The organism is Arthrobacter sp. JZ12, assembly GCF_035189165.1.
GTDB lineage: Bacteria > Actinomycetota > Actinomycetes > Actinomycetales > Micrococcaceae > Arthrobacter_D.
In genome coordinates, this window is the sequence record NZ_CP045246.1 from 2,010,431 (window position 1) to 2,035,921 (window position 25,491).

The 25,491-nt window shown below is 65.5% G+C and carries 26 protein-coding genes and 1 pseudogene; 6 read left to right on the forward strand and 21 right to left on the reverse strand.

The genetic code is table 11. The annotated features are described in order from the left end of the window. The first annotated feature begins 75 nt into the window (after positions 1 to 75). Positions 76 to 1,065 (forward strand): ADP-ribosylglycohydrolase family protein, encoded by a 990-nt coding sequence (locus GC088_RS09310; protein ID WP_323958731.1) that lies wholly within the window; start codon positions 76 to 78, stop codon positions 1,063 to 1,065. A 29-nt stretch (positions 1,066 to 1,094) separates the two neighbouring features. Here the strand turns inward: GC088_RS09310 and GC088_RS09315 are convergent, their stop codons facing one another. The 11 genes from GC088_RS09315 to clpS form a co-directional block, all read right to left on the reverse strand. Further along, a complete protein-coding gene (locus tag GC088_RS09315) occupies positions 1,095 to 2,084 on the reverse strand; it encodes a 3'-5' exonuclease (RefSeq protein WP_323958732.1) in 990 nt (329 codons plus the stop codon). A gap of 81 nt (positions 2,085 to 2,165) precedes the next feature. Continuing rightward, positions 2,166 to 2,855: a hypothetical protein gene (locus GC088_RS09320; RefSeq protein ID WP_323958733.1), complete on the reverse strand. Its 690-nt coding sequence runs from the start codon at positions 2,853 to 2,855 to the stop codon at positions 2,166 to 2,168. After that, complete coding sequence (locus GC088_RS09325; protein ID WP_323958734.1) at positions 2,852 to 3,769, reverse strand: ABC transporter ATP-binding protein; 918 nt, start codon at positions 3,767 to 3,769, stop codon at positions 2,852 to 2,854. The genes GC088_RS09320 and GC088_RS09325 overlap by 4 nt, the downstream gene beginning before the upstream one ends. After that, positions 3,766 to 4,143 (reverse strand): GntR family transcriptional regulator, encoded by a 378-nt coding sequence (locus tag GC088_RS09330; protein ID WP_323962024.1) that lies wholly within the window; start codon positions 4,141 to 4,143, stop codon positions 3,766 to 3,768. Before GC088_RS09330 ends, GC088_RS09325 begins: the two co-directional genes overlap by 4 nt. 121 nt (positions 4,144 to 4,264) lie before the next feature. Then, positions 4,265 to 4,936, reverse strand: a complete 672-nt coding sequence (locus tag GC088_RS09335; protein WP_323958735.1) for a DedA family protein — start codon at positions 4,934 to 4,936, stop codon at positions 4,265 to 4,267. A gap of 98 nt (positions 4,937 to 5,034) precedes the next feature. Further along, positions 5,035 to 5,667 (reverse strand): RdgB/HAM1 family non-canonical purine NTP pyrophosphatase, encoded by a 633-nt coding sequence (gene rdgB, locus GC088_RS09340; protein WP_323958736.1) that lies wholly within the window; start codon positions 5,665 to 5,667, stop codon positions 5,035 to 5,037. Continuing rightward, positions 5,660 to 6,463: a ribonuclease PH gene (gene rph, locus GC088_RS09345; RefSeq protein ID WP_323958737.1), complete on the reverse strand. Its 804-nt coding sequence runs from the start codon at positions 6,461 to 6,463 to the stop codon at positions 5,660 to 5,662. Before rph ends, rdgB begins: the two co-directional genes overlap by 8 nt. 55 nt (positions 6,464 to 6,518) lie before the next feature. Then, the gene (locus tag GC088_RS09350; protein WP_323958738.1) at positions 6,519 to 7,310 is read right to left on the reverse strand and encodes an MBL fold metallo-hydrolase; all 792 of its coding nucleotides are present in this window, start codon (positions 7,308 to 7,310) and stop codon (positions 6,519 to 6,521) included. Further along, positions 7,307 to 8,290, reverse strand: coding sequence for a glutamate racemase (gene murI, locus GC088_RS09355; RefSeq protein ID WP_323958739.1), 984 nt, complete (start codon positions 8,288 to 8,290; stop codon positions 7,307 to 7,309). The genes GC088_RS09350 and murI overlap by 4 nt, the downstream gene beginning before the upstream one ends. Positions 8,291 to 8,358: 68 nt before the next feature. Beyond that, positions 8,359 to 8,934, reverse strand: coding sequence for a DUF2017 domain-containing protein (locus GC088_RS09360; RefSeq protein ID WP_323958740.1), 576 nt, complete (start codon positions 8,932 to 8,934; stop codon positions 8,359 to 8,361). Between the two features lie 9 nt (positions 8,935 to 8,943). Continuing rightward, positions 8,944 to 9,249: an ATP-dependent Clp protease adapter ClpS gene (gene clpS, locus GC088_RS09365; RefSeq protein ID WP_323958741.1), complete on the reverse strand. Its 306-nt coding sequence runs from the start codon at positions 9,247 to 9,249 to the stop codon at positions 8,944 to 8,946. A 143-nt stretch (positions 9,250 to 9,392) separates the two neighbouring features. Between clpS and GC088_RS09370 the strand changes: the two are divergent. Both GC088_RS09370 and GC088_RS09375 read left to right on the forward strand, forming a co-directional pair. Next, a pseudogene (locus GC088_RS09370) lies at positions 9,393 to 10,657 on the forward strand (nicotinate phosphoribosyltransferase). After that, complete coding sequence (locus tag GC088_RS09375; protein WP_323958742.1) at positions 10,654 to 11,277, forward strand: isochorismatase family protein; 624 nt, start codon at positions 10,654 to 10,656, stop codon at positions 11,275 to 11,277. The pseudogene GC088_RS09370 and the gene GC088_RS09375 overlap by 4 nt, the downstream one beginning before the upstream one ends. A 74-nt stretch (positions 11,278 to 11,351) precedes the next feature. On the opposite strand, the gene GC088_RS09380 is transcribed toward GC088_RS09375, so the two are convergent. After that, entirely contained in the window at positions 11,352 to 13,136 is a 1,785-nt protein-coding gene (locus GC088_RS09380; RefSeq protein ID WP_323958743.1) for a DEAD/DEAH box helicase, read from the reverse strand. 323 nt (positions 13,137 to 13,459) lie between these two features. Between GC088_RS09380 and GC088_RS09385 the strand changes: the two genes are divergently transcribed. Continuing rightward, positions 13,460 to 13,756 (forward strand): DUF1540 domain-containing protein, encoded by a 297-nt coding sequence (locus GC088_RS09385; protein ID WP_323958744.1) that lies wholly within the window; start codon positions 13,460 to 13,462, stop codon positions 13,754 to 13,756. A 54-nt stretch (positions 13,757 to 13,810) separates the two neighbouring features. Here the strand turns inward: GC088_RS09385 and GC088_RS09390 are convergent, their stop codons facing one another. The 7 genes from GC088_RS09390 to GC088_RS09420 all read right to left on the reverse strand — a co-directional run bounded on the left by GC088_RS09390 (position 13,811) and on the right by GC088_RS09420 (position 22,005). Then, positions 13,811 to 15,268 carry an MFS transporter gene (locus GC088_RS09390; protein ID WP_323958745.1) on the reverse strand — a complete coding sequence of 486 codons (1,458 nt, stop codon included), beginning with the start codon at positions 15,266 to 15,268 and terminating at the stop codon, positions 13,811 to 13,813. Between the two features lie 61 nt (positions 15,269 to 15,329). Continuing rightward, positions 15,330 to 15,626, reverse strand: coding sequence for a DUF3039 domain-containing protein (locus tag GC088_RS09395; RefSeq protein WP_323958746.1), 297 nt, complete (start codon positions 15,624 to 15,626; stop codon positions 15,330 to 15,332). Positions 15,627 to 15,664: 38 nt separating this feature from the next. Further along, a complete protein-coding gene (locus tag GC088_RS09400; RefSeq protein WP_323958747.1) occupies positions 15,665 to 17,236 on the reverse strand; it encodes a transporter in 1,572 nt (523 codons plus the stop codon). Next, positions 17,218 to 18,051: an ABC transporter ATP-binding protein gene (locus tag GC088_RS09405; RefSeq protein ID WP_323958748.1), complete on the reverse strand. Its 834-nt coding sequence runs from the start codon at positions 18,049 to 18,051 to the stop codon at positions 17,218 to 17,220. Before GC088_RS09405 ends, GC088_RS09400 begins: the two co-directional genes overlap by 19 nt. Positions 18,052 to 18,157: 106 nt before the next feature. Continuing rightward, the gene (locus GC088_RS09410; protein WP_323958749.1) at positions 18,158 to 19,258 is read right to left on the reverse strand and encodes an NADH:flavin oxidoreductase/NADH oxidase; all 1,101 of its coding nucleotides are present in this window, start codon (positions 19,256 to 19,258) and stop codon (positions 18,158 to 18,160) included. Next, positions 19,258 to 20,226, reverse strand: a complete 969-nt coding sequence (locus GC088_RS09415; RefSeq protein WP_323958750.1) for a tetratricopeptide repeat protein — start codon at positions 20,224 to 20,226, stop codon at positions 19,258 to 19,260. The genes GC088_RS09410 and GC088_RS09415 overlap by 1 nt, the downstream gene beginning before the upstream one ends. Positions 20,227 to 20,289: 63 nt before the next feature. Further along, positions 20,290 to 22,005 (reverse strand): DUF8094 domain-containing protein, encoded by a 1,716-nt coding sequence (locus tag GC088_RS09420; protein ID WP_323958751.1) that lies wholly within the window; start codon positions 22,003 to 22,005, stop codon positions 20,290 to 20,292. A 216-nt stretch (positions 22,006 to 22,221) separates the two neighbouring features. On the opposite strand from GC088_RS09420, the gene GC088_RS09425 reads away from it, so the two are divergent. Then, positions 22,222 to 23,541, forward strand: coding sequence for an AI-2E family transporter (locus GC088_RS09425; protein ID WP_416377449.1), 1,320 nt, complete (start codon positions 22,222 to 22,224; stop codon positions 23,539 to 23,541). Between the two features lie 34 nt (positions 23,542 to 23,575). Here GC088_RS09425 and GC088_RS09430 read toward each other — a convergent pair whose 3' ends face one another. Next, positions 23,576 to 24,364 (reverse strand): alpha/beta hydrolase, encoded by a 789-nt coding sequence (locus GC088_RS09430; RefSeq protein ID WP_323958752.1) that lies wholly within the window; start codon positions 24,362 to 24,364, stop codon positions 23,576 to 23,578. Positions 24,365 to 24,374: 10 nt separating this feature from the next. Next, positions 24,375 to 24,695, reverse strand: coding sequence for an Rv1322 family protein (locus tag GC088_RS09435; protein ID WP_323958753.1), 321 nt, complete (start codon positions 24,693 to 24,695; stop codon positions 24,375 to 24,377). A gap of 65 nt (positions 24,696 to 24,760) precedes the next feature. Between GC088_RS09435 and nucS the strand changes: the two genes are divergently transcribed. Then, a complete protein-coding gene (gene nucS / locus GC088_RS09440; protein ID WP_323958754.1) occupies positions 24,761 to 25,456 on the forward strand; it encodes an endonuclease NucS in 696 nt (231 codons plus the stop codon). Positions 25,457 to 25,491: the final 35 nt, after the last annotated feature.

Genomic DNA, 25,491 nt, shown 5'->3' on the forward strand with positions numbered 1-25,491 from the left:
AATCACGGTGGGGAATCGGCGCGAGGGCGATTTGCCGTCGTCGCGAGCGCTGGCGGGACTGCCTACACTTGCGGGGTGACAAGTCTTCCTGATCTACGCAGCAGAATTGCCGGTTCGCTTCTTGCAGGCGCGCTTGGCGAGGCATCCGCAAACTCCTCCCACGGGACCGGATTCGGTTCAGCCACACAGCTGACCCTCTACACCGTGGACGGCCTGACGGAAGCCCTCGAGTGGGCGAACGACGGCGTGGCAGCCGACGAAACTGCTTGCCTCTGGCTTGCCTACCTCCGCTGGCTCGGCACCCAGGGCGAGCTGCCGCCGTCGTCGGCTCCTGCTCCCCCGGCACGCTGGATAGACCGTCAGGAAGTGCTTCGCCGGCGTCACCACCCCGACCCGGTTACCCTCCGCTCACTAGCCAGCGGCGAGATGGGCACCCGCCAGCGGCCGCTTGAAACCAACGACGGCGGTCCGGGCGCCCTCGGCCGTTCTGCGCCGTTCGGCCTGGTCGCCAACGTGCCGGCTGCCATGATCGAGCGGCTGACGCTGGATGCGGCGGCGATCACGCACGGGAACGCGTCGGCCCAGGTTCCCGCCGCCGTTTTCGCCGCGCTGGTCCACGAGATCGCAATCAACGGCCTCCCGCTGGGCGAAGCCGTCGCGGCTGCGGCATCAACGGCAAAGGATTTGGACGCAGAAGGCCTGGCCGCGTGTCTGCAGGACCTTGTTCGGTCGGCTGCGTCCGACCGGCCGACGGCAGATGCCGGAGAGAGTGATGCGGGTCAGAGTGATGCCGGTGAGAGTGACGCCGCTGGGATCCTTTGCCGCGCAGTCCGGTTGGTTCTCGCCACCAGCAATTCCGACGGCGAGGCCCATGTGAGCGCTGTCCTGGCGGCATCCGCCGATCGGGAGGGGCGGGATGCCTCCGTGGCCTCGGCCGTGGCCGGAAACATTGTGGGTGCGCTGCACGGCGTGGAGAACCTTCCGGAGGCCGCGTTGGGGCAATTGGATGGTGTCGAAGTCATCCGGGAAATCGCTGGCCGGCTGGCATCGGCGATCGGCTCGTAGCTCGTAGCTCGTACCTCGGGTAGCCAACGTCACTGGCTGGCGGCGGGCCACTTTCCGCCGGTCATCTGCAGGAACTCCGCTTCGGAGAGCACCTCGATGTTCTGGCCTAGGCTGTGGAGTTCCATTACCTTGCGCGCCTTACCGGTCACACGTCCGCTGCGCAGGTCCGAAGCGACGAACCCGCTTCCCACGACAAGAACCGTCGTCTTGCGGGTGACTGTGCTGGCCGGCTGCGCACCCATCACCGCAGCCCGTTGTTTGGCCTGCGGGCGGGAGATCCCGAGGTCGCCGGTGAAGACAACCGTCTGTCCATACAGCGGGTGGGCGGGATCGGCCGCCCGGTTTGCGTCCGGGTTGAGCCCCTCGTCCGGCCAACCGGTCCAGGCGCTGGAAGTTCCCCGCTCCAGTGCCGTCCGGGTCGGCTTTGATATCTCCGAGACACCCGGCTCATAGGCGTCAAGCCGTGATAAACGGAGCCTGTGCCCGGATACGAGTTCCTCCACGGAAGCTGCCTCCGCCCGCCTTGCGATGTCCACCATGATGCCGGCGCATGCCCGGGCATCCTCCACTGCGTCGTGATGGTTCCGGAGTGCCACGCCCGCGGCTTCAGCTACGTAGGGCAGTGAGTAGGAGACGAGGAAGTAGCTGCGGCGCGAAAGCAGCACGGTGCAGGCATAGTCGTAAGCAGGCCCTGCCTGGTCCGACACCTCGAGCGCCGACCGGATAACACCCATATCAAAGGCCGCGTTGTGCGCGACGAGTATGTCGTTGCCGATGAAAGCGCCGATCTCCGGGAACAGCTCACCGAACCGGGGTCGGCCCTCCACCATCTCGGCCGTGATGCCGTGGATTGCCACATTGCGTGAGTCGAAGTGGTCATGGCCTTCCGGCGGCCGCATCAGCCACTGCGCTTCGTCCACGATGCGTCCGTCCCGGACCTTGGTGAGGCCTACGGCGCACGGTGAACCACGAAACCCATTGGCAGTCTCGAAGTCGATCGCCGTAAACTCAATTCCCACTCCGCTACGGTATCCGGCAGATAGCCGGCGGCCGCGCAGGCAAGGCCGTGTGGCGCCGGACCGGTCTTCGCAGAACGGGTGTCAGGGCTCCGCGCGGCGCAGCGTGAGGAAGGATCCCCCCGCGAGGGCCAGCGCCAGCACTGCCAGCCAGCCGGCGACGTCGAGCTGTGTCCTGGACCCGAGGAACTCGCCCACCTGCGGCCAGGCCTCCAGCGAACCGATCACGTACAGCGTCCCGACGAGCAGCAGGGCCACGCTGATTCCCGCAGTAAGCAATCCGGTGGCGCGCCAGCGCTTGTAGATGGTCGCAGCCCAGAATCCCACCAAGAACAGTGCCATCATGGACGCGAAGTAGAAGACGATCGGCTGGTACCAGGGTCCGCTCGCGATCCACGACGGCGCGAAGAACCACCCGTCGACCCCCCACCCGGATGTGGCCTGCTCAATGAGGCCGAGCACCCAGTATGTGGTTGCCGTGATGACGGCGAAGAGCGTGAATAGCGCCAGCGTGCCAAGGAAGAAGGTTCGGCGCGTGATGCTGAGTCCCTGCGAGAACGGGAAGGTCAGGGTGAGGGACTGGATCCCGAGCGCGAAGAAATACCACATGACTGCCTGCGACCCGCCGGAGATCCGCATGCCGCCGCCGGCGGGAACCAGGAACCAGATGAGCAGCGTGAGGGCAAAGGATGCGCCGAGGATGATGAGCGGCAGCCCGACGAAGATCCATCGATTGATCAGCTGCATGCGCATGACGTTGACCACACGGTTCATCGGGCTGCCTCCGACAGGTTACGGTCACGGGCGTCGGCTGCCTGTGATGCGGACATCGTCTTCCTGACAATGAGCTGCTGTAGCGACACCGGGGCGAGCTCGAGCCCGTCGTCGGCGGCCGCACGCACCTCTGCGTCCGTGAGCTGCCCGAGGGCCGTCACCGAAGCGAGGGACGCGAAGTTGTCCGTATGGACAACCTCTCGGTCGCCGATGAAGCTGCGGACCTTTTCAGCGGAGCCGACGACGGCGAACGCCGAGCCCCGGATCGATTCCGCGTCGTCGTTCATGATGATCCTGCCCCTGTCGATCACGATGACGTGCTCCAGGAGGTTGGCTACCTCGTCGATGAGGTGGGACGACAGGACAATGGTGCGGGGATGGAGGGAATAATCCTCCACGAGCCGGTCGTAGAAGAGCTGCCGGGCAACCGCATCCAGGCCGAGGTAGGGCTCATCGAAGAACGTCAGCTCGGCACGGGAAGCAAGCCCGATGATCACTCCTACGGCAGAGAGCTGGCCCCGCGAAAGCTTCTTGATGTTGCGTTTGAGGGGCAGCTGGAAGTCCGCCGTCAGTTTGTCGGCCAGTTCCTGGCTCCAGTTGGCGAAGAACAGCGCGGCCGACCGAAACGCATGTTCGGCTGTGAATGAGTCGGGGTACTTCTGGGATTCGCGGATGAAGCAGATGCGGTTGAGCACTCGCTCGTTCTCGTACGGGTGCTCGCCAAAAACCCGCACTTCACCGGCGGACGCGAAAGCCTGGGCCGTGAGGATGGACATCAGAGTTGTCTTGCCGGCGCCGTTACGGCCAAGCAGGCCGTAGATCCGGTCCGGCTCGAGGGCAAGTGTCACCCCCCGAAGCGCCTCTGAACGTCCATAGGTCTTGCTGACGTTGGCGATGTCGATAACGGCCGTCATTTCTTTCCCCCCTGGATGGCGTGCCCGCCCTGTCTGATCATGTCTGCCAGCTCTTTCGGCTCGATGCCGAGCTTCCGCGCCTCACGCGTAAGCGGCTGGACGTACTGCTCGAAAAACCGCGCGCGACGGCGCTGCATCAATACCTCACGGGCACCGGGCGCAACGAACATCCCGATTCCGCGCTGCTTGTAGAGGATGCCGTCGTCGACGAGACGATTGACTCCCTTGGCCGCCGTCGCCGGGTTGATGCGATAGAACGCAGCAAACTCATTGGTGGACGGAACCTGGGATTCTTCGGCCAGCGTGCCGTCGATGATGTCGCTCTCAATGCGTTCCGCTATCTGCAGGAAGATCGGGCGCCCGTCATCGACCAGCACGATGCCCCACCGCACGCGCCGCCCTCGTCGGACTACGCTTCGTGGGTTCAGTACTCATGTAACTAACCATACAACTGCGGGGCACAGTGTCAACCGCGCCAGACGCGATCTCGAGAGGCTAGGACGCGTGGCGTTTCCTGCGCAGTTTTCTGACCTTGCTCACAACGAAGAAAGCGAGTACCAGGACGACGACGACAATCACCAGTTTCTGGAAGATGTCCGCATACTGCTCAACGATGTGCCAGTTCTCGCCCAGGTAGAACCCGGACAGCACGAAGATGGAGTTCCAGATCAGGCTTCCCGCAAGCGTGAGGCCGAGGAAGGTCCACACCGGCATCCGCTCGATCCCTGCGGGAATGGACACCAGGCTTCGGAAGATGGGGACCATGCGTCCGAAGAACACGGCCTTGTATCCGTGGCGGTTGAACCAGGCTTCGACGCTGTCGACGTCTTCAAGGTCCACCAGCGGGGCCTTCGCCACAAGGCGGCGCATCCGGTCACGACCCAGCAGCACACCCAGCAGATACAGCAGCCAGGCGCCCACAACTGACCCCGCAGTGGTCCAGAACAGCGCCTCGAACAGGCTGAAGTTGCCTTGGCTGGCGGTGAATCCTGCAAGCGGAAGGATGACTTCGCTTGGCAGCGGCGGGAAAAGATTCTCCAACGCTATGGCCAGACCCGCACCCGGTGCCCCGATAGTCTCCATCATGCTGACGGCCCAGTCGGCGACACTTCCCAGGGTGGACTCGTTTCCGGTTTGCATGGGCAGGAGATTCAGGTGCGTAGTCATCCCGATTAAGTTTGCCCTATCAGACTGCGCGCTTCGAACGCGGCGCCTGGAACCTGATGTACTACCCCCGATTCTTGCCCAACCCGATTCATTCCGCGTCAGCGGAGGACGTCGATGAGCTCCGGCAGCAGGTCGGCGAACGCCCGCGCGCGATGGCTGATAGCGTTCTTCTCCTCCGGTGACAGCTCGGCGCAGCTGCGGTCCATTCCCTCCGGCTGCAGGAGCGGATCGTACCCGAATCCGCCGTCGCCGCGTGGTTCGGTCAACAGGCTGCCCCGCAATTCCCCGCGCTTGACGACCTCGGTACCGCCGGGAACGGCGAGCGCCGCAGCGCACACGAATTGGGCCGCACGCCGGTTTTCCGGGATGTCGGCCAGCTGGTTCAGCAGCAGCTCCAGATTGGCGGAATCGTCGCCGTGCCTGCCTGCCCAGCGAGCCGAGAAGATTCCGGGGGCTCCCCCAAGCACGTCCACCGCAAGGCCTGAGTCGTCGGCGACTGCAGGGAGGCCGGTTGCTTCGGCGACGGCCCGAGCCTTCAGGAGGGCGTTTTCCTCGAAGGTCGTCCCGCTTTCGACCACGTCCGGCGCACCTGCCGCAGCAGCGTCAACAACCTGCGTGTCGACGTCGAGCCCCGGAACCTTGCCCCTCAACAGGGCGCGGAGTTCACGAAGCTTGCCTGCGTTGCGGGTGGCTAGGACCAGCCGTGCCTGCGTTGTCGGCTGTTCAGGCACCGGTAACCTCGCCCAGCGTCTGCCGCTGGATCTCAGCGAGCTGCGCTGTTCCCAGCAGCGCGAGGTCGAGCAGTGCGTCCAGTTCGGCCCGGTCGAAGGGCGTGCCCTCCGCCGTTCCCTGGACCTCGACGAAGCTTCCGCTTCCCGTGACGACGACGTTCATGTCGGTTTCGGCGCGGACATCTTCGACGTAGGGCAGGTCCAGCATGGGAACGCCGTCGATGATCCCGACGCTGACTGCGGCAACCGTATCGGTGAGCGGGCGCGCTGACTGCGGGATGATCGCATGCTCCTTTGCGTAGCGGATGGCATCAGCCAGTGCCACGTAGGCGCCCGTGATTGCGGCAGTGCGGGTGCCGCCGTCGGCCTGGAGCACATCGCAGTCCAGGACGATAGTGTTCTCGCCCAGCGCGCGCGTGTCGATGATTGAACGCAGGGACCGCCCGATCAAGCGGGATATCTCGTGGGTGCGGCCTCCGATCCGGCCCTTGACGGACTCGCGGTCCGAACGGGTGTTCGTGGCCCGGGGAAGCATGGCATACTCGGCCGTCACCCAGCCCTTGCCCTCGCCCTTGAGCCATCGGGGCACGCCCGCAGTCAGTGATGCCGTGCAGAGGACGCGGGTGTTGCCGAATTCGATCAGTGCAGAGCCCTCGGCCTGGTTCGACCACCCGCGCGTGATGCTGATCGGCCTGAGCTGGTCGGGCGCGCGGCCATCGGCGCGTACTGACCCGCCGGCCGGGTTGGAACCGGACACAGAACCGGACGCGGAGGCAGAAGAGGAGGGGGAAGTCATAGGCCAAGTCTGCCAGAGCCGGTTCGCTACCGGCGATTTGAAGCGGCCTGACCGCTCACACCAGGTAGGACACTCCTGCCACGGCGACGGCGACCTCCCCCTGGTAGCTGCTGCGCGCCTCTTCGAGCGTTCGCACGGCGTCATTCCACACGGGAAGGTGGGTGAGCAGCAGCCTCCGGGAGGAAGCCTCGGACGCAACATCCCCTGCCCTCTTCCCGGTGAGATGGACTCCGCGGATGGCGTCGTCACGTCCTTCATGAAAAGCGGCCTCGCAAAGGAACACATCGGCGCCGGCCGCTGCTTCAACCAGGCCGTCGCACGCGTCGGTGTCACCCGAGTAGGTCAGGATCCGTTTACCCCCGGGCGCTCCGGGATCGGCCACTTCAACACGCAGCGCGTACGCTTCCTCAGCCGGATGCAGGACCGGATACGGAGTGATGGTGAATGGCCCCAGATCCACGGGCTGCCTGGGAGTCCAGGAGTTGAACTCAAAATCCTCATGCATGCCGGGGTCGAGGTCCAGTCCGTAGGCGGTGGCGATCCGGTCTGCAGTGGCGGCCGGACCCCAGACCGGGATCCGCGGCCGGTCCCAGCCGTCCGGGTTCCAGTGGACTGCGACATGGAGCCCACACAGATCCATACAGTGATCCGGGTGAAGATGGGTCAGCAGGATGGCGTCGATATCGCGCAGATCCATGTACCGCTGCAGGGTTCCGAGGGAGCCATTGCCGAGATCCAGCAGGATGCGCCAGGTCTTGCCGTCCTCCTGCACCGTGACGAGGTAGCAGGAGGCAGGAGACTGTGGACCGGGGAAGGACCCGCTGCATCCGACGATGGTCAGTTTCACGCGCGCTCGCCTGCACCAGGCAGGGCATCGGCGCGCGCTGCTGCAATCATCTCCGGCGTGATACGGGCCATGCTGCCGGTCGGATACCGGGCAGCAACGTGATCAACGTGTTCGACGCTGAGCACCTCCGGCCCCAGGAAACGGCGGGCGAGTTCCTCGAAACGCGCGGCGTCCCCCGTGGCGACGAACTGGTGCCGGGGCTCGGAGGAGCCGGTTCGCAGCAGGTCGTGGGAGACCAGCGCCCGGTAGACGTCCTTGGCCGTTTCCTCAGCGCTGGACACCAGGGTGACCGAGTCGCCCATGACGTAGGAGATAACCCCGGTGAGCAACGGGTAGTGGGTGCAGCCCAGAACCAGCGTGTCGACGTCGGCCTCCTGCAGCGGACGGAGGTAGTGGGCCGCGGTTTCCAGCACTTCCCTGCCGGCGGTCACGCCCGCTTCGACGTACTCCACGAACGCCGGGCAGGCCTGGGAAATGATCTCCAGGTGGGGCGCGGCGGCGAACGTGTCCTCGTACGCGCGGGAGCCGACCGTGGCGCTGGTGCCGATGACTCCGATCCGTCCGCTGCGGGTGGAGGCGACCGCGCGCCGGACAGCGGGCTGGATGACCTCGATCACCGGGATCCCGTACCGGGCGGTATACCGTTCCCGCGCATCCCGAAGCACGGCGGCCGACGCCGAGTTGCAGGCAATGACGAGGAGCTTCACCCCTGAATCAACCAGCTCGTCCATGACGCCGAGAGCGTGGGCACGCACCTCCGCGATCGGAAGCGGACCGTAGGGACCGTGGGCAGTGTCTCCTACATAGAGCACCGATTCATGCGGCAGCTGGTCGATCACCGCCCGGGCCACGGTCAGGCCGCCGACGCCCGAATCGAAGATCCCGATGGGGGCCTCGGTGGGCCGGGGAAGGGAAAGATCGGCAGAAGCAGCATCATCAGCAGCGTCGCCGTACCGGGGATCGTCAGCGTTCCAATTCATGATCCTCTGAGAATAGGACGCACCGCCGGAGTTGGCTAAGCGATCAGACGTGTCCTTCGTCACATCCCTCATCGCTCGCCGGAGGGGTGTCCGGCCGACGAGAGGAGCGCCTGGACCAGTCCCTCCTGGACCCAGGTGACGAAGTTATAGACGAGGGCAAGGTAGGACTCGAGATCCTCGGCGTCCTCAAGGTCAGCGATGTCGTGCAGCCGGGCGGCGTCCTCGTCGGTTTGGATATCCAGCCGGTCCGCCAGGACCAGGCGTACATCAGTAAGGGCTTTGGCCAGCAACTGCGCCTGTTCCGGGGTCAGGACCACCTGCGGCTTCTCCATCAGAAGGGCTGCGGCGCGCAGGGCGCCCACCTTCTCTTCACGAAGGGAGCGTTCGGTGAGGCGGCGGAATTCGAGCGCGCCGTCGTCGTCGTTCCGTACCGCGTCAGGGAGCAGGCGGGCAACCGCACTGTCCGCGGGGCGCTCAGCCTCGGGATCAATGCCCACCATCGCGGCCAGCGGATCCTCGTCCTTCCGCTTTTCCGGCTCAAGCAACTGCACGACGTCGGCAAACAGCCGCCGCAGCAGCTTCAGTTCACCCGACTCGAAGTCGCCGGTAATTCCACGCCGGGTTGTCCGGAAAGCACGAGCCACTGCCGCTCCCTACGCGTCCGCTGTCTGGAAAGTGGCCCACAGGCCGTATGAGTGCATGGCAACCGTGTCCCGCTCGGCCTGCTCGCGGGAACCGGTGGAGACCACTGAACGTCCCTGCTCGTGAACCTCAAGCATGAGGGTGCGCGCCTTCGCCTCGCTGTACCCAAAGTAGGTCTGGAAGACGTAGGTAACGTAGCTCATCAGGTTCACCGGGTCATTCCAGACGATCACCACCCACGGCACGTCCGTTCGGGTAGCCACGTCAACGTCCGTCTCCTCAGACTGGTGCGTTTCGGGAAGAACGCCAACACTCATGGTCCCCATTGTAGGTTGGCGGCGCACCCCCGCTTCCGCCGGTACTCACACAGCGAACGCGGGGCTAGAGTTTTCCTGTGAGCCCACACAAGACCTGGCAACATCCCAATTCAGCCCTCTACACCGACCACTATGAGCTGACAATGCTGCAGGCCTCCCTGCATTCGGGGCAGCGCACCGCAGGTCCGTGTTCGAGGTATTCACCCGACGCCTCCCTGAGGGTCGCCGGTACGGCATCGTTGCGGGCACGGGGCGGCTCCTCGAGGGAATCAGGCACTTCCGGTTCGAGGAACCGCAGCTGAGCGCGTTGTCCGCCGCCGGCGTGGTGGATGACGCGACACTGGGCTGGCTCTCTGATTTCCGGTTCTCCGGCAACATCTGGGGCTACGCCGAGGGTGAGGCGTTCTTCCCCTCCTCCCCCGTCCTTATTGTGGAGGGCACTTTCGCCGAGGCCTGCATCCTGGAGACCTACATCCTTTCGGTCCTGAACCATGACAGCGCAATCGCCTCCGCCGCCTCCCGCATGACCAGCGCAGCGGGGAGCCGCCCCTGCATCGAGATGGGTTCGCGGCGCACGCAGGAGGAGTCCGCAGTCGCTGCCGCCCGCGCTGCCGTTATCGGCGGCTTCGCCAGCACTTCTAATCTCGAGGCGGGCAGGCGCTACGGCCTGCGTACCGTGGGCACGGCCGCCCACTCCTTCACTCTCCTGCACGACTCGGAGCCGGAGGCGTTCGCCGCCCAGGTCGCGGCCCTCGGCAAGGGGACGTCACTGCTGGTGGACACGTACGACGTCGAACAGGGCGTCCGCAACGCCGTGGCCGCCGCCGGCCCCGACCTCGGAGCAGTCCGCCTGGACTCGGGGGATCTGGTTGAGCAGGCCCGATGGGTCCGCCAGCTGCTCGATGACCTCGGAAACCACCAGACCCGCATCGTGGTCACGTCCGACCTCGACGAGTACGCGATCGGCCTGCTGGCCTCCGCGCCCGTTGACTCCTACGGGGTGGGAACATCCCTCGTCACGGGCTCAGGCGCGCCCACCGCCGGCATGGTCTACAAGCTGGTGAGCCGGACGGACGACGACGGCACTTTCGTCTCGGTGGCGAAGGCGGCCAAGAACAAGGCTTCGGTCGGCGGGCGCAAGTACGCGCTGCGCCGGCTCAATGAGTCCGGCACCGCGGTGGCCGAGGTGATCGGCATCGGCGACCACCCGCACGACGACGGAAACGACCGCCCGTTGCTCCAGCAGTTCGTCGCCGACGGCGAGCTGCTGCCGGGGTGGACCGGCCCCGAGGGTGTTGAGCGCGCCGTCGAACGCCACCGGAAATCCATGGCGGAGCTCCCCGGGTCCGTCATGAGGCTCCAGCGTGGTGAACCTGCCATCCCCACGGAGTACGAGGAGTTCTCATGACACGCGCTCTGATCATCGTTGATGTCCAGAACGACTTCTGCGAGGGCGGATCCCTCGCCGTCGAAGGCGGAGCGGGCGTGGCCCAGGCGCTGAGTGACTACATCGACGCGCAGGCCGGCCACTACGACTACATCATCGCCACCCAGGACTGGCACATCGATCCGGGATCCCATTTCTCCGATCACCCCGACTATGTAGACTCCTGGCCCGTCCACTGCGTAGCTGATGAGCGGGGATCACAGTTCCACCCCAATCTCGAGACCGAAAGCTTCGACGCCGTGTTCCGCAAGGGGCAGTACGAGGCTGCCTACTCGGGCTTCGAAGGTGTGCTTGCGCCCGAGGACCAGGTGCCCACCGGCGAACAGAAGATGGGAGCAGCCCTGGCCACCACGGCCGACGAGGCTGTTTCGCTCGACGACTGGCTGCGTGACCATGAGGTGGACGAGGTGGCGATCGTCGGACTTGCAACCGACTACTGCGTTCGCGCCACCGCGCTGGACGCAGTCGGAGCCGGCTACACCACCCGCCTGCTCGCCGAATACACCCGGCCGGTGCATCCGGACCGTACGGCCGAGGTTCTGGCTGAGCTGGAGGACGCCGGCGTCGAAGTAGTCGAGTGACGGGCTGAAATCGCCCTCCTGCAGCAGGGCTGTCGCGGCCTGCCGCGAGCTGTTGGAGGAGCTTCTGCCCTGGGTCAGGTACGGCCGATGAACCAGTCCTGCAGCTTCTTCAGCCTCCGCCGCAGTTGTTCCTCGTTTGCCTGGGCGACGGCGGGACCCCCGCAAGCCTTGCGGAGTTCGGTGTGCACCACGCCGTGCGGCATGCCTGAGCGCGCAGACCAGGCCGAGACATTCTTCGCCAGCTGGCCGCGCAGCTCCGTGAGCTGGCGGTGGTCCACCACATCCGGTGCAGCCGGTTCGTGCGCTGCGGCGGCGGCAGGGCGCCGTCGTCGTGACTGCTGCTCCTGCTGGCGCTGCCGCAGGAGCACGCCAACCTGATCCGCGTCGAGCAGGCCGGGGATACCGAGGAAGTCCAGTTCCTCCTCGCTGCCCATCTCGCCGCCGGTACCGAACTCGCCGCCGTCGAAGAGAACGCGGTCGAACGCCGCCTGCGACTCCAGCGCCTCGAACTTTTGTTTGGTCAGCTCGCCGGAGGCTTTTTCCTCGCGGTTGGCCGCCTCCATCAGCGCCTCTTCCGGAGCGAACCCGTCCTCGCCGTTATCGGGCCGGTCAAGCGCGTGGTCGCGCTCCACCTCAAGCTGATTGGCAAGCGCCATGAGGTTGGGCACGGACGGAAGGAAGACGGACGCAGTCTCACCTCGGCGTCGGGCACGGACAAAGCGGCCTACAGCCTGCGCGAAGAACAGCGGGGTGGCGGTGGAGGTTGCGTATACGCCGACGGCCAGTCGCGGAACGTCGACGCCCTCGGACACCATGCGGACTGCGACCATCCAGCGGGATTCACCCGCGGAGAACTCCTCGATCTTGCCCGACGCCTTGGCATCGTCGGAGAGAATCACGGTGGGCGACTCCCCCGTGATCTTGCGCAGCTGGCCGGCGTACGCCCGGGCGTCCTCGTGATCGGTCGCGATAACCAGGCCACCGGCGTCGGGCACGGCGCGGCGCACCTCCGTCAGGCGCCGGTCGGCAGCTTTCAACACCGCCGGAATCCACTCGCCGTTGGGATTTAGGGCGGTCCGCCAGGCCTGCGCCGTGATGTCCTTGGTCACCGCCGCCTCGCCGAGGGAGGCGGCCATTTCCTCGCCGGCACTGGTGCGCCAGCGCATCTGTCCGGAGTAGGCCATGAAGATAACCGGTCGCACCACGTGGTCCCGGAGCGCGTCACCGTAGCCGTAGGTATAGTCCGACTGTGAGCGGCGGATGCCGTCGCCGTCCTCCACATACTCCACGAACGGAATGGCCGCGGTGTCCGATCGGAACGGGGTACCGGTCAACGCGAGCCGCCGGGTTGCAGGCTCGAACGCTTCACGGATGCCATCACCCCACGAAAGCGCATCACCGCCGTGGTGGATCTCGTCCAGGATCACCAGTGTCTTGGCCGCCTCGGTTTTGGCCCGGTGCAGCATCGGCTTGCTGGCCACCTGGGCATACGTTACGGCGACGCCGATGAAGCCTTCTCCGTGGCGGCCGTCGGCGTTCTTGAAGTTGGGATCGATGGAGAGCCCCACCCGCGCTGCCGCGTCCGCCCACTGCCGCTTCAGGTGGTCGGTGGGAGCGACGACGACGATGCGGTTGACGATCCTGCGGTCCACCAATTCCGTGGCGACCCGAAGCGCGAAAGTAGTCTTTCCCGCGCCCGGAGTAGCAACTGCGAGGAAGTCCTGGGGCGAGTTGGCAAAGTACTTCTCGAGCGCTTCCGCCTGCCACTGACGCAGCTTCGGTGCGGTGCCCCAGGCCGCACGCTCGGGGTAGGCAGGAGGCAGCGCGGGACCAGTGCCGAACAGTGCATTGTTGCTCACTCTTGGACGGCACCTTTCCTGGTTTTCACGGCTGCTGGAAGATGAATTGCTGCTTCATAGAGGCACCCCGATCGCTGCGGGCAGCCCTCAACCCGGCCACTATACCGACTGCCTCCGACACGCACAGAGCCGACTGGATTGCAAGGAACACGACCCCTGAACACCGTGCTGATTCCCACATTCGGACTCCTCGAAACCCTTCAACCCACCGCGTTCTTCCACCATTCGGGCACGAAAATGTGCCTTTTTGACTGCAGTGAACAGGCCTACTGTGGAAGAAGGCGGCCGTCCGGCCGGGGCGGCCCGTGTTCGAAGGAACTGCCATGACTGTTACTGCACAGGTGCATGACTGCACCATCACGAACTGCTCCTTCAACGACCACACCGAGTGCCATGCCGGAGCGATCACCGTGGCCGGCGGTGAAAACCATGCGGCATGCGCCACCTTCATCGATACCGGGATTTCGGGCGGCCTGCCCAAGGTTGTTGCCAGTATCGGCGCCTGCCAACGTGCCGAGTGCGTCCATAACGACCACTTGATGTGCCACGCTCCCGAGGTGCGGGTAGGACCCGGCGCCGACAACGCAGACTGCCTCACTTACGAGCACCGCTCGGCCTAGGGCGCCGCGGGATTAGTGCCGACGGAATAGGTGCCGACTGGATAGGTGCCGGTCCTAAGGTTCCTGGGACGGCACCTTTCCTGTGCCCAGGGACGAAACCATGCCCGATGCATGAGCGCCGCGGGCGGCCCTGAATCCGGCCGCTATACCGATAACCGCGAACAGTCCCAGTACCAGCCACATCACTGCGAAGACGGACAATTGGCCGGTCGCACCCGGCTCGCGCAGCAGGGCGAAGAGACCGCCGGCACCGGCAGTACCAATTACCCCACCAAGCTGGTCCGACAGTTGTAGCGAGGCCGAGTTCCTGCCCTGTTCCTCCGGAGCAGAAAGCTTCAGTACCAGCACCGAAGTGCTCGAGAGCGCCATCCCCATAGCGAGACCGGCACAACTCCACACCGCAACGATCATCCAGAACGGCACCTCCGCAGCCGCGCTGAGCGCCAGACCGCCGATGCTGACCGAGAGCAGCACCGAACCGATCACCAGCAACCACTGGCGCTGGAAACGCACCTTCGCCTGAATGAAGGAGCCGAGGCTCCAACCGATTGCCGCTGCACTCAGGGTCAACCCCGCAGTGGAAGCATCGAGCCCACGGCTTGAGACCAGCATCAAAGGCACGAAGGCCTCAGCCCCGAAAAAGGCAACGGTGAGGAGGCCCCGGGTCGCGATGACGCTCGGCAGTCCGCGGGCCAGTCGCAGCGTACCGGGAGGCAGGAGTCGGGGGAAAGCCACCGCGGCCGCGCCGAACCCCACCGCCCCCAGTACGACAAGAAAGACGCTGTAGGCAGGATTATTGATGCCGCCCACGGCGAGCCGGGTCAGGGCAAACTGCGCTGCGAAGACTCCACCCGCGAGCAGGACCCCGGTCAGGGCGTTCCTCCGTACTGCGCCGTCAACACCCGAAGCGGCACGCTCGGTCTTGAGCCCCGAGGTACTTGGCCAGACAAGGAGGAAGGCGGCGGCAACCACCGGAGCCACCCCCAGGAACACCCAGCGCCAGCTTGCCTGTTCGGCGAGCGCCCCTGCGACATAGGGTCCGACGAGCGACGGTACCACCCAGGCCGCCGCCAACCAGCCGAACACCACCGGTTGGAGTCGCTGCGGATAGCACTGGGCGATGATCACGTAGACCGCGACGATCATAAAACCGCCGCCCAGACCCGAGACGGCGCGCCCGAGAGTCATGATCCAGAATTCCGGCGCACTGCCCGATACCGCCAGGCCGAGCACCATCAAGGCCAGCCCTGCGGCCAGGGCAGGACGCGGCCCCCTCTGATCGCACCATGACCCACCAAGGACGCTGCCGAGCAGCGAGGCCGTGAGATACATCGAGAAAGCCAGGCCATAGCTGGCCACACCGTTCAGTTCGGCAGCGACGGACGGCATCGCCGTGACGACTGCCATTGCCTCGAAGGCCGCGCAGGTGATGATGGCGATGACGCCTATTGTCAGCGGACGCAGCGGAGCGGAAAGTGCTCCGCCTCCCACCTCGGCATCCTTGTGCGGCATGCCCCTCCTTCTGACAAAGCAGCGTCCGCCGGGTAGCCCGGCGGACGCTTAGCTGCAGTGCCTAGGATTCATCCCCGGGCCGCATGGAATTGTAGATTTCCTTGCACGTGGGGCAAACCGGGAACTTCTCGGGATCCCTGCCGGGAGTCCACACCTTGCCGCACAAGGCGATGACAGGTTCCCCCGAAAGGGCGGACTCCATGATCTTCTCTTTGCGGACGTAGTGTGCAAAACGCTCCCGGTCACCCGGCTCGAGTTCCTCGCGCAGTTCCTCGCGCTCGATGGTGGCCGTGGAGGTGCCTGAATCGTCCGGCGAGCCGTACGGGCTGTTGTCAAAGGGATCTGCGGGCGTACTCATGGATCAATCCTACTGCCGGTTCACTCGGTGGGAATGTGCTACTTGTTGACACTGACGGCCTGCAGCAGCTCCGGTGCCCGCTTGTCATACCAGGCACCCCCAATTCGGACACCACCGATGAAAGCGGCCGCTCCCAGAACCGCCCCGGCCGCAAGGGTGGCCCACCCGAAGGCAGCATTTCCAGTGACGAGGTACGCCACAGCCAGGGCGATCTCCGGCAGCAGCAGGGCGAACTGAACCACCCAGCCCAGAAGCTGGATAACAAGCATGGAGAATCCGGTGCCCGGCGGTGTCTTGAACGGGCTCTCTCCGGGCAGCGGTACGTTGTAGGTGTAGCGCGCGGAGGTCACACTCGACAAGCCTGTCCCGGTCAGGAGCGCCCCGATGCCCAGCCCGAGCATCATAGGCAGGTCGGCGGCAGAATTGGTCAGCAGCAGCGGAACAACGGTGGCGATCAAGACCACCGGAGTAGCAAACAGCAGCAGTGCCGCTGCCCTGCCGAGACGATCGTCCCTGCCCCGGACCCCGGTCGATAGGTGCATCCAAAAAGCCGTGTTGTCATAGGAGATGTCGGCCGAGATGGACCAGGCGAGCATGAAGGCAATGATCGGTCCGACGTAGTTGAGCAGGGCGAAGTTCCCGGCCTCTCCGCCGACGAACCAGAAGAGGACGGGAAGCAGCGGGACAACAATGATGGACGCCGCATAGCGGGGGTCGCGGATCCAGTAGGTGAGCGCACGGGCTGCAACAGCTCCGGTGGGAGTTGCCGGCAGGCGGCCGAACAGGCCGAGGTTTCCTGCGCCCTTCCTGCTGACCGAATTGAACGGCGGGGTGACGAGCGCGTGGCTCAGGCTCTTCTGCCACAGCAGGGCGAGGACGGCGATGGTCGCGATCCCGATCCCGAATCGGGCAAGTGCCTGGAGCGGGGCGCCCGCGGCAAGGTCGGCGGGGATTGCGAGGAATACGCCCAGGGGCGTCCAGCCAAGGACCGCAGCCAGGGTGTGCGCGTAGTCAGGCGAGTCGCGGAAGCCGTTCACGATGCCGGCGAAAATCGGACCCAGCAGCACCAGGGGAACGATCGCGATCAGCGAACTGACGTCCTTGAACCGGCGGGACGAGGCAAGCGACGCGCCCGCCGTCGTAATCAGCCGCGAACCCACAACGCAGAGCAGCACGGCGCAGACTGCACAGATCAGGGCGGCGACAGCAGCCGCCGGATAGCGGATCCAGGTGATTGCCAGCGCAAGAAATGCGAGCAGGGTTGCGATACCCGGGATGCCGATGACGCCGCCCAGCGCCAGCCCCGCCATAAGCTGGCGCATCGGAACGGCGTAGGTGACGAACCGGGCGGGGTCCAGTGTCATGTCCACGCCGGAGGCGACCAGCGGAATGACCAGCCAGCCAAGGACGGCGGCAGATCCGCCGAGGATCACAATGGTTCGGACGAGCTCGAACTCGGCGAAGCCAAGTGCGACCAGCCCAGCGATGATTGTGCCGAGGACGCCCAGTCCATAGAGCCCACCGAGGACGACACCCACAAGCTGCCAGGTGCTACGCCTCAGGGAGTTGCGCAGCAGCGTCAGCTTCAGCCTCAGAAGGTGCGCAACCATGACAGTCCTTCTGCAGTATTCCTTCCGCCCACGAGCTCCACAAAGCGGTCCTCCAGGCTGGCATCCCCGCGGACGGCGTCCACCGTTCCTGCAGCAAGGACAGATCCGGCAGCGATGACGGCGACGTGGTCGCACATCCGCTGCACAAGATCCATGACATGACTGGACACGATGACCGTCCCGCCGGACTGCACGTAGCTGCCCAGGATGTCACGGATGTTCGCGGCGGAGACCGGGTCAACCGACTCGAAGGGCTCATCCAGGACCAGCAGCTTCGGAGCGTGCACCAGTGCCGATGCAAGGGCGATCTTCTTCGTCATGCCGGCCGAGTAGTCCACCACGAGCGTTCCGGCATCACTGGCAAGGTCCAGCGCGCGGAGCAGATCCGCAACCCGTCCCGCCACTTTGTCCCGGTCCATTCCGCGCAGCAGACCGGCATAAGTGACGAGCTGCTCCCCCGTCAGGCGGTCGAAGAGCCGCACTCCGTCCGGGAGGATGCCCATCAGCTTCTTCGCCTCAAGCGGACGCTGCCAGACATCAACGCCGTGAACCCACGCCTGCCCGTAATCGGGGCGCAGCAGACCGGTGGCCATGGACAGCGTTGTGGTCTTGCCGGCTCCGTTCGGTCCAACCAGACCGTAGAACGATCCTGCCGGAACGTCGAGGTCAACCCCGTTCACGGCAATCTTGGCGCCGAAGCGCTTGGCAAGCCCGCGCAGCGCGAGGGCCGGAGCCGAAGTGGAGCCGGCGTCAGCGGACTGCCCTGGAGCAGGCTCCGGGGCAGGCGGAGGGGAGGGAACGCGCTGGGAGGTCATGATTCCACGCTAACAACGACACCAGCCACGCCTCCTCATCCGAAAGGACGAAATACTTCCTCCCGACTGCGCACCCGTTTTACCCGCAACACCGCAGGGGCGTCGCTCAGAACCCGCCGGCGCGCTCGTACTGCGGGGCCCAGGCCAGATCCACATCCAACTCCTGCGCGGCACGCAGCCACCAATGCGGGTCGCGAAGGGCAGCACGCGCGATCAGCACCGCATCCGCACTTCCGTTCCGAATCACACGGTCAGCCGCGGCGGGATCGTCAAGCAGCCCTACTGCGCCCGTTGGCACTCCGCCCTCCCGCCGCACCTGAGCAGCGAGGTCCACCTGGTATCCGGGCGCCACCGGAATCACTGCATCCGGTACGGCACCGCCTGAGGAAACGTCGACGAGGTCCACCCCACGGCCTTTCGCTAGCGCGGCAAGCCGGGCAGAAGCTGCCCCGTCAAGGCCGCCTTCGGTCCAGTCGGTTGCCGAGATCCTCAGCAACAGCGGCATGGCGTCAGGCAATTCAGCACGCACTGCGTCAATCACCTCAAGGGTGAAGCGGAAGCGGTTCTCCTCAGTCCCGCCCCAGCGGTCAGTACGGGTGTTCACGAGGGGACTCAGAAATTCGTGAAGCAGGTAACCGTGGGCCGCGTGAATCTCCACGGTGTCGAAACCGGCATCCACAGCCCTTCGTGCAGAGTTTCGGAAATCCCCGATGGTGGACAGGATTTCTTCCTCAGTCATCGCACGCGGCACGGCGTAGTCGCCGAAGGGCTCGTCGGTGGGGCCGACAGCCTGCCATCCCCCATCCTCGACCGGGACGGAACCACGGTGCCCGCTGAAGGGCCACCAGGTCGACGCCTTGCGTCCGGCATGGGCGAGCTGGACCCCGATCTTGGCGTCGGCCGCGCCGTGCCGATGGACAAAGGTGGTGATCCTGCGCCAGGCGGCAACCTGCTCGTCGTTGTACAGCCCGGTGTCACGCGGGCTGATCATTCCCGCCGGATTAACCGCGGTTGCCTCGGTGATGATCAATGCCGCTCCCCCGGCTGCGAACTGTCCCAGGTGCATGAGGTGCCAGTCGTGAGGCACACCCGGCGCGTTGACCTCATCCGCTGAGTACTGGCACATCGCCGCCACCCAACCGCGATGAGCCAGGAGAAGGGATCGCAGTGAAATGGGTTCAAAGAGTCCCGCGCCGCTAACACCCATCAGAAGAGCGCCCGCGCGAGGGCGCTGCGTGCCTTGTTGACCCGGGGGTCGGTGGGGCCCACGATGTCGAACAGCTCGAGAAGGCGTACCCGCGCGGTCTCCCGGTCTTCGCCGGATGAGCGCGCGATGAAGCCCGTCAGCCTGGCAAAGGCGTCTTCTACGTGACCGCCGGAGAGATCCAGGTCGGCTACTGCCAACTGCGCCTCAACGGAGTCCGGCGACTCGGCCGCCGCGGTGCGTACTGCAGTGGCGTCGGCCGTCCGCAACCGCTCCATCAGTTCAACCTGCGCGAGACCGGCCTTGGCATCCTGGTCGGCCGGCTGTTCGGCCAGGGCCTTCCGGTAAGCAGCGGCGGCGGCTGCATAGTCTCCGGCCTCGATGGCATCGAAAGCTTCCTGGTGCAACGGCGGCAGCGGTTGGTCCGCCGGCTCCTGCGCTCCGGCTCCCTGCGCGTCATTGTTAAGCGACCCGGTCACCCCGTTGGCCTGGGCCACCTTGAGGAGTTCCTCCAGATACGAACGGACCTGCGGTTCAGCCAGGACGCCCTCGAACAGCGGAACGGGCTGGCCTTTCAGGATGCCGACCACAGTAGGCACTCCCTGTGCGCCGAAGGCCTGGGCAACACCGGGCTGCCCGTCGAAGTCCACGCGGGCAAGCAGGATGCGTCCGGCCTGCTCCACCGCGAGGGCTTCCAGCACGGCGAGAACCTGCGCGGACTGCTCACTCCATGAAGCACCGATCGCAACGATGACAGGCACCTGGGCCGAAAGCTGAACCAACTGGGGAAAGACCTGCTCGGTAACATCCACGATGAATGGGCTGCCGCCGCCGGCGGAAGCAGGCCCGCCCGGACCGGCACCGGGCGTTTCCCTGGACTGTGCCCGCGCCTTGAGCGTGGAAAGGTCAACGGCACCGCGAAGATTCATCGACGACGGCGCAGCACCGCCTGGCGTGTTGGGAGTGGTCATGGGAACACCTTAGTTACTGGCCTGCGTTCTTGCGCAACCTGGTACTGGCTGAAGGTCCGTCGATTACCGAAGTTCGGCGGACAACAGCTGCTGTGCGGCTCCGATCACCGTAATCTTCTGCCCGCTGTCGGCAGGCGGGACGTACATCATCACGGCCTCTCCGTACCGAACATCGATGCCGTCCTCCGTCGATTCTTCGCCGGTCAGGGCCTCGTAGACGGTACCCTCCAACTCGATCGAATCTCCCGGTCCTTCAGGCACGCTGCTGTAGGTGTGGTCCAGGTATCCGAAGACCATGGCTCCCCCGTCGCCGGTCGAGATAGCGCGGGTGTGCTCGGGTACGGCCACGTGAGTGAACGTGATCTCGGCCGAGTCATTCCCCGCGTCGGCGACCACGTCCGATTGGAAAGACGTGATGGCATCGGCGAAGGAATTTGCCTCGAAGGTAGCGGAGTTGCCGCCTTCGGGATCGGTCAGGTAGTCGGCGATGGCTGCGACTGCGTCTTCGGGTGGTGCCACCAGACCCTCCGCCTGGTCGAGGGGCAACTCCTCGAGCCCTTCAGGAGACCCTGCAGTCGGGAAGGTTGTGCCGGGCAGCATTTGGATCGAGGACGTGAGGCGGTAGTTTGACCGGGGATTGTCCTGTACCAGAACGAGTGCCTGCGGAACCGGATTCGCATCTCCCTGGGTGAGTGCGACGACGGTTCGAGGCCACCCGCTTCCGGTCGGAATCATGCTCGTCAGGACAGGACCGGGAGCAACCTGCGTCGGTGCGGGAACCTCGTCGGCCTGCGCGCGAACGGAGTAGTTGGCGCTGCGCAAGGTGGCGGCAGCACCCGCCACGCGCGGTTCAAGGAGGGTTGCGTCCGCCGCCGCGTCCGCCTCCCCGACCGTGGTTGCAACAGATTCAAGAATGCGGTCGAGCTGACTTTCGAGCACCACCGGGTAGGCCCCGGCCTCACCCTCCGGAGCGGCCGGAGACTCGGTCGGGGATGCCGAATCCTCCGCCGGTGCCGATTCCGTTGCCGTGGCATAGGCCGCAGCTGATCCGGAGAAACCGAGCACTGCGGCCATTCCAAGCAGCGCCGTAGCCCTAACAGGCCGCGCAGTGAAGCTCCGTGCAGTGTCCGGACGGCGGTTCTGTTCGCGGACGTGAGCACGTGAGCCCGGCTGCACCGGCTCCCGCCGCTTCCGTCGCGGCTTCATAAACGCCAGCGCCACGCCAAGGATCAGGAGAAGCGCACCGAGAATGATCAGCGGAATCGCCCACGGGGTAGAAGTGTCGTTGGGGCTGGTGATGGAAATGTCCGTCGGCGCAGGTGTTTCACCGTCTGCCGCGACCAGGATGGACCAGTCCCCTTCGCCCGGGTCCAGCCAACGGTGGGTCAGGGTGCCCTCCGCCGTCTCCTCGCTGGTCCACAAATCGGATCCGCTCGGATTCGGTACCGTCTCCTCACCCTCGGTGAACTCGGTGAGAAGCTCGTCCTCTCCCACTCCCGTTACGGACAGGTGCGCTGCCTCGCCCACCCAGGCTTCGACGTCGGCCGCGCGGCCGACGGCAAGGGTGAAGGGACCGTCGGACTGGACCGTAATTTCCACTTCCTCGGCGTCAGCCTGCTTGGCGCCCGCTTCAATCACGGTGACGGGACCGCTGGAGGCATCCGCGGGAACTCCGACGGTGACCGTCGACGGCGGAGCCCACCAGGTGAGCTGGCCGATGCCCAGCAGCACCAGCAGCGCGCCGATCGCCATGATGGGAGCAGCAAATGGAAAGCGCACTCAAGAACCTATCGTTGGGTTGGTTTGCCCGGACCAGTCGGGCGATCGATCAGATCCCATGGTAACGAAATTGTCTCGAGCACACCTTTCGGGCTGGTACCCCGGGCGGCGCCCTACCGAAACGCCGCCCCACGGCCGGGCCACGCGTTTGTTACTGTTTCGCTAGTCATGGAACGGGCGCGGCCTGCCCGCTACGAAACGAAAGCGGAACCTTACGTGAGTGAACACGAGGACGTGCCGATCAGCGAGCCCCTTCCTCGCCCGGCGACGTCGGCAAGCCAACCGACGGGAGAACCGCCGGCCGGTGCGCCTGATTCGCGTCAGGCACACCGCAGGCACGGCTTGGGACTGGCGATGGCGCGTCTGCGCCAGATTGTCCCCGTCGCCCAGCCCCGCCCGCGCTTCGAGTTTCCGCCCGAGCGCTACGACACTATCCCCGTCGACGAGTCCGTGAATATCAGCGACGAACGGCTGAAGTTCGGCGGAGGGCAGCCGCGTTCGATGCGGCAGCACCCGATCCATTTCGGATTCATGGCAAGCGTCGGCGCGGGCCTGGCCCTGCTCGCCTACTTCATGATCACCAATGTGGGACAGCTCCTGGTCTGGATCGGCGCAGCGCTGTTCATCGCGCTGGGGCTCGATCCGATCGTTCGCTGGCTCGAGGACCGCCGTGTTCCGCGTCCGGCTGGCATCATGCTCGCCCTGCTGCTCCTGGTCGGCATAATCACCGGCTTCTTTGCCACCCTCATCCCGACGATAATCTCGCAGACCTCGCAGCTGGCCGAGCGCGCACCCGGGTACGTGCAGGACTTCCTCAACTCCGAGTTCTTCATCACCGTGGATGCGCAGTTCGAAGTGCGCGAACGCGTCACGGAGGAGGTCAACAGGTTCTTCGCCGACTCGGAGGCGGTCGGTGGCATCTTCGGAGGGGTACTCGGCGTCGGAACGGTAATACTCAACAGCCTGTTCGGGGTCCTGATCATCCTCGTGCTGACCCTGTATTTCCTGGCGTCCCTGCCCGCCATGAAGAAGTGGGCCTACCGCCTGGCGCCGCGGTCCCGCCGGCCGCGCGTGGAGAAGCTGGCCGAGGAAATTACCCGAAGCGTGGGCAACTACGTGATCGGACAGGCCTGCGTCGCCCTGATCAACGCGTCCTTCGCGTTCATCTTCATGTCGATTGCCCAGGTGCCGTTCTCGGTCCTGCTCGCTTTCATCGTCGCGATGCTGGCCTTCATACCGCTGGTCGGCGGGGTGATCGCCGCCGTCGTCGTCAGCCTGGTGGCCCTGACGGTCAGCTGGCAGACCGCCGCGCTGTTCGCGGTGCTGTACGTCGCCTACCTGCAGGTCGAGGCCTATTTCATCTCACCGCGCATCATGCAGAAGGCAGTGGCGGTCCCCGGAGCCGTGGCGGTGATTGCAGTCATTGCCGGCGGAAGCCTGCTGGGCGTGCTCGGCGCGCTTATCGCGATTCCGCTTGCCGCCGGCGCAATGCTGCTCCTGAAGGAAGTCTTCATCGCCCGCCAGGACAGTCAATGAAGCTTGCCATGTGCGCCTTCGGCGCGCGTTAGCCCTAGTCGGCGCGCGCCGTCGGCCCATCCCACTGGGTGGGCAGCTGCGTCTGCCTGCCGAGCACGACGCCGGCAATCTCGTCCAGCACCCGGCTCACGTACTTCTCCCCCACCCAGAGGTGCTTGGCACCGTCAACGCCGACGACGTCGGCCTGCGGTATCCGGGCGAACCGCTCGGCCGCCTCGGCGGGCCGGAGGTAGTCGTCGTGCTCAGGAACGAGGACATGCAGGGGCAATCCCGCTTCAGCCCATGAGTCAAGATCCGCATCGACCGCCCGGTGCAGCGGCGGGGACAGCAGGACGGCACCCTCGATGAGCTCGGCGACCGGCTCGCGCGCTCCGTACTTCAGGCACAGTTCCGTGCCGAAGCTCCATCCAACCAGCCAGATGTTCGTAAGGCCCTCGTTGACCGCCCACTGCACGGCAGCTTCGACGTCGTGTCTCTCCAGCCCACCGCCGTCGAACTCTCCCTCGCTGCAGCCGCGCGGCGAGCACGTTCCGCGCGTGTTGAACCGAAGGACCGCGATGTCCGCCAGGGCCGGAAGACGGAAGGATGCCTTGCGGTAGATGTGCGAGTCCATGAATCCGCCGGCGGTAGGCAGCGGATGCAGGGTAACCAGCGTAGCAGCCGGGGTCCTGCCTTCCGGAGCAGCAAATTCACCCACGAGTTTCATGCCGTCCGTGGTTATCAGTTCGATGTTGCGCCTTTCGGCGGGCAGGACCGTAGTGGCACGGATTTCTGCTGGTTCTGTGCTGTCGGTGAACTGGTATGCGGGGGCTGAAGTCGTCATCCCGAACAGTCTAGGCGGAGCGGCGACTGCGCCAGCACGGGACATGCCAATGCCGCCGGTCAGCGAGTGCGCTCTCCGCTCCGAACAGCGAATCCTCCTGCCAGGCGACCAGGTGCGCGACGCCGGGCGGGATATCCCGGTGACACCCTGGACAGAGATAGTGCTTGGCCGCGTTCCGCTCGGTGATCCGGCGTATGGACCAGACACCGTCCCGGGCGACCTCACGGGTGGGGATTCCGGCCCGCGCCCGTTCCAGGTCCAGTTCCTCCGCCTCCGCCCACTTCCTGCGGGTCGAACCCCGGGAACGGCGGGGCTGATTGGAACGGGGCATGCCACCAGTCTGCACCGGCTCCGCGGTGATCAGGAAACCGCGCGCCGACCGGTAAAGTTCCAAGGGTGCGTTTAGTGATTGCCCGCTGCTCTGTCGACTACATCGGACGGCTTCGTGCCCACCTGCCGCTGGCTACCCGGCTGCTCATGGTGAAGGCTGATGGATCGGTGCTGGTCCACTCCGACGGCGGCTCCTACAAGCCGCTGAACTGGATGAGCCCGCCGGCAAGCCTGCGGATTGTGGAACCCTCCCCGGACGATGCGGAACTGGGAGTCACCGAGACGTGGAACGTGCAGCATGCCAAGAGCGACGACCGACTGGTGATCAGCATCCATGAGCTGCTGCACGAAAGCTCCCATGACCTCGGCGTCGACCCCGGACTGGTGAAGGACGGCGTGGAGGCTGACCTGCAGCGGCTCCTTGCAGAACAGATCACCCTGTTGGGCGAAGGCTATTCGCTGATCCGGCGCGAGTATATGACTGCCATCGGGCCGGTAGACATTCTGGCCCGGGACGCCGAGGGCCGCACCGTTGCGATCGAGCTCAAGCGCCGCGGAGATATCGACGGCGTTGAGCAGCTCACACGCTACCTTGAGTTGCTCAACCGCGACCCGCTTATGGCTCCCGTGAAGGGTGTGTTTGCGGCCCAGCAGATCAAGCCGCAGGCACGCGTGCTCGCGCAGGACCGGGGCATCGACTGTCTCACTCTCGACTACGATGCAATGCGCGGCGTTGACGACGTCGACTCACGGCTTTTCTAGGGCGCCTTCAGCAGGAGGGTCGGCCAGCGCGGCCC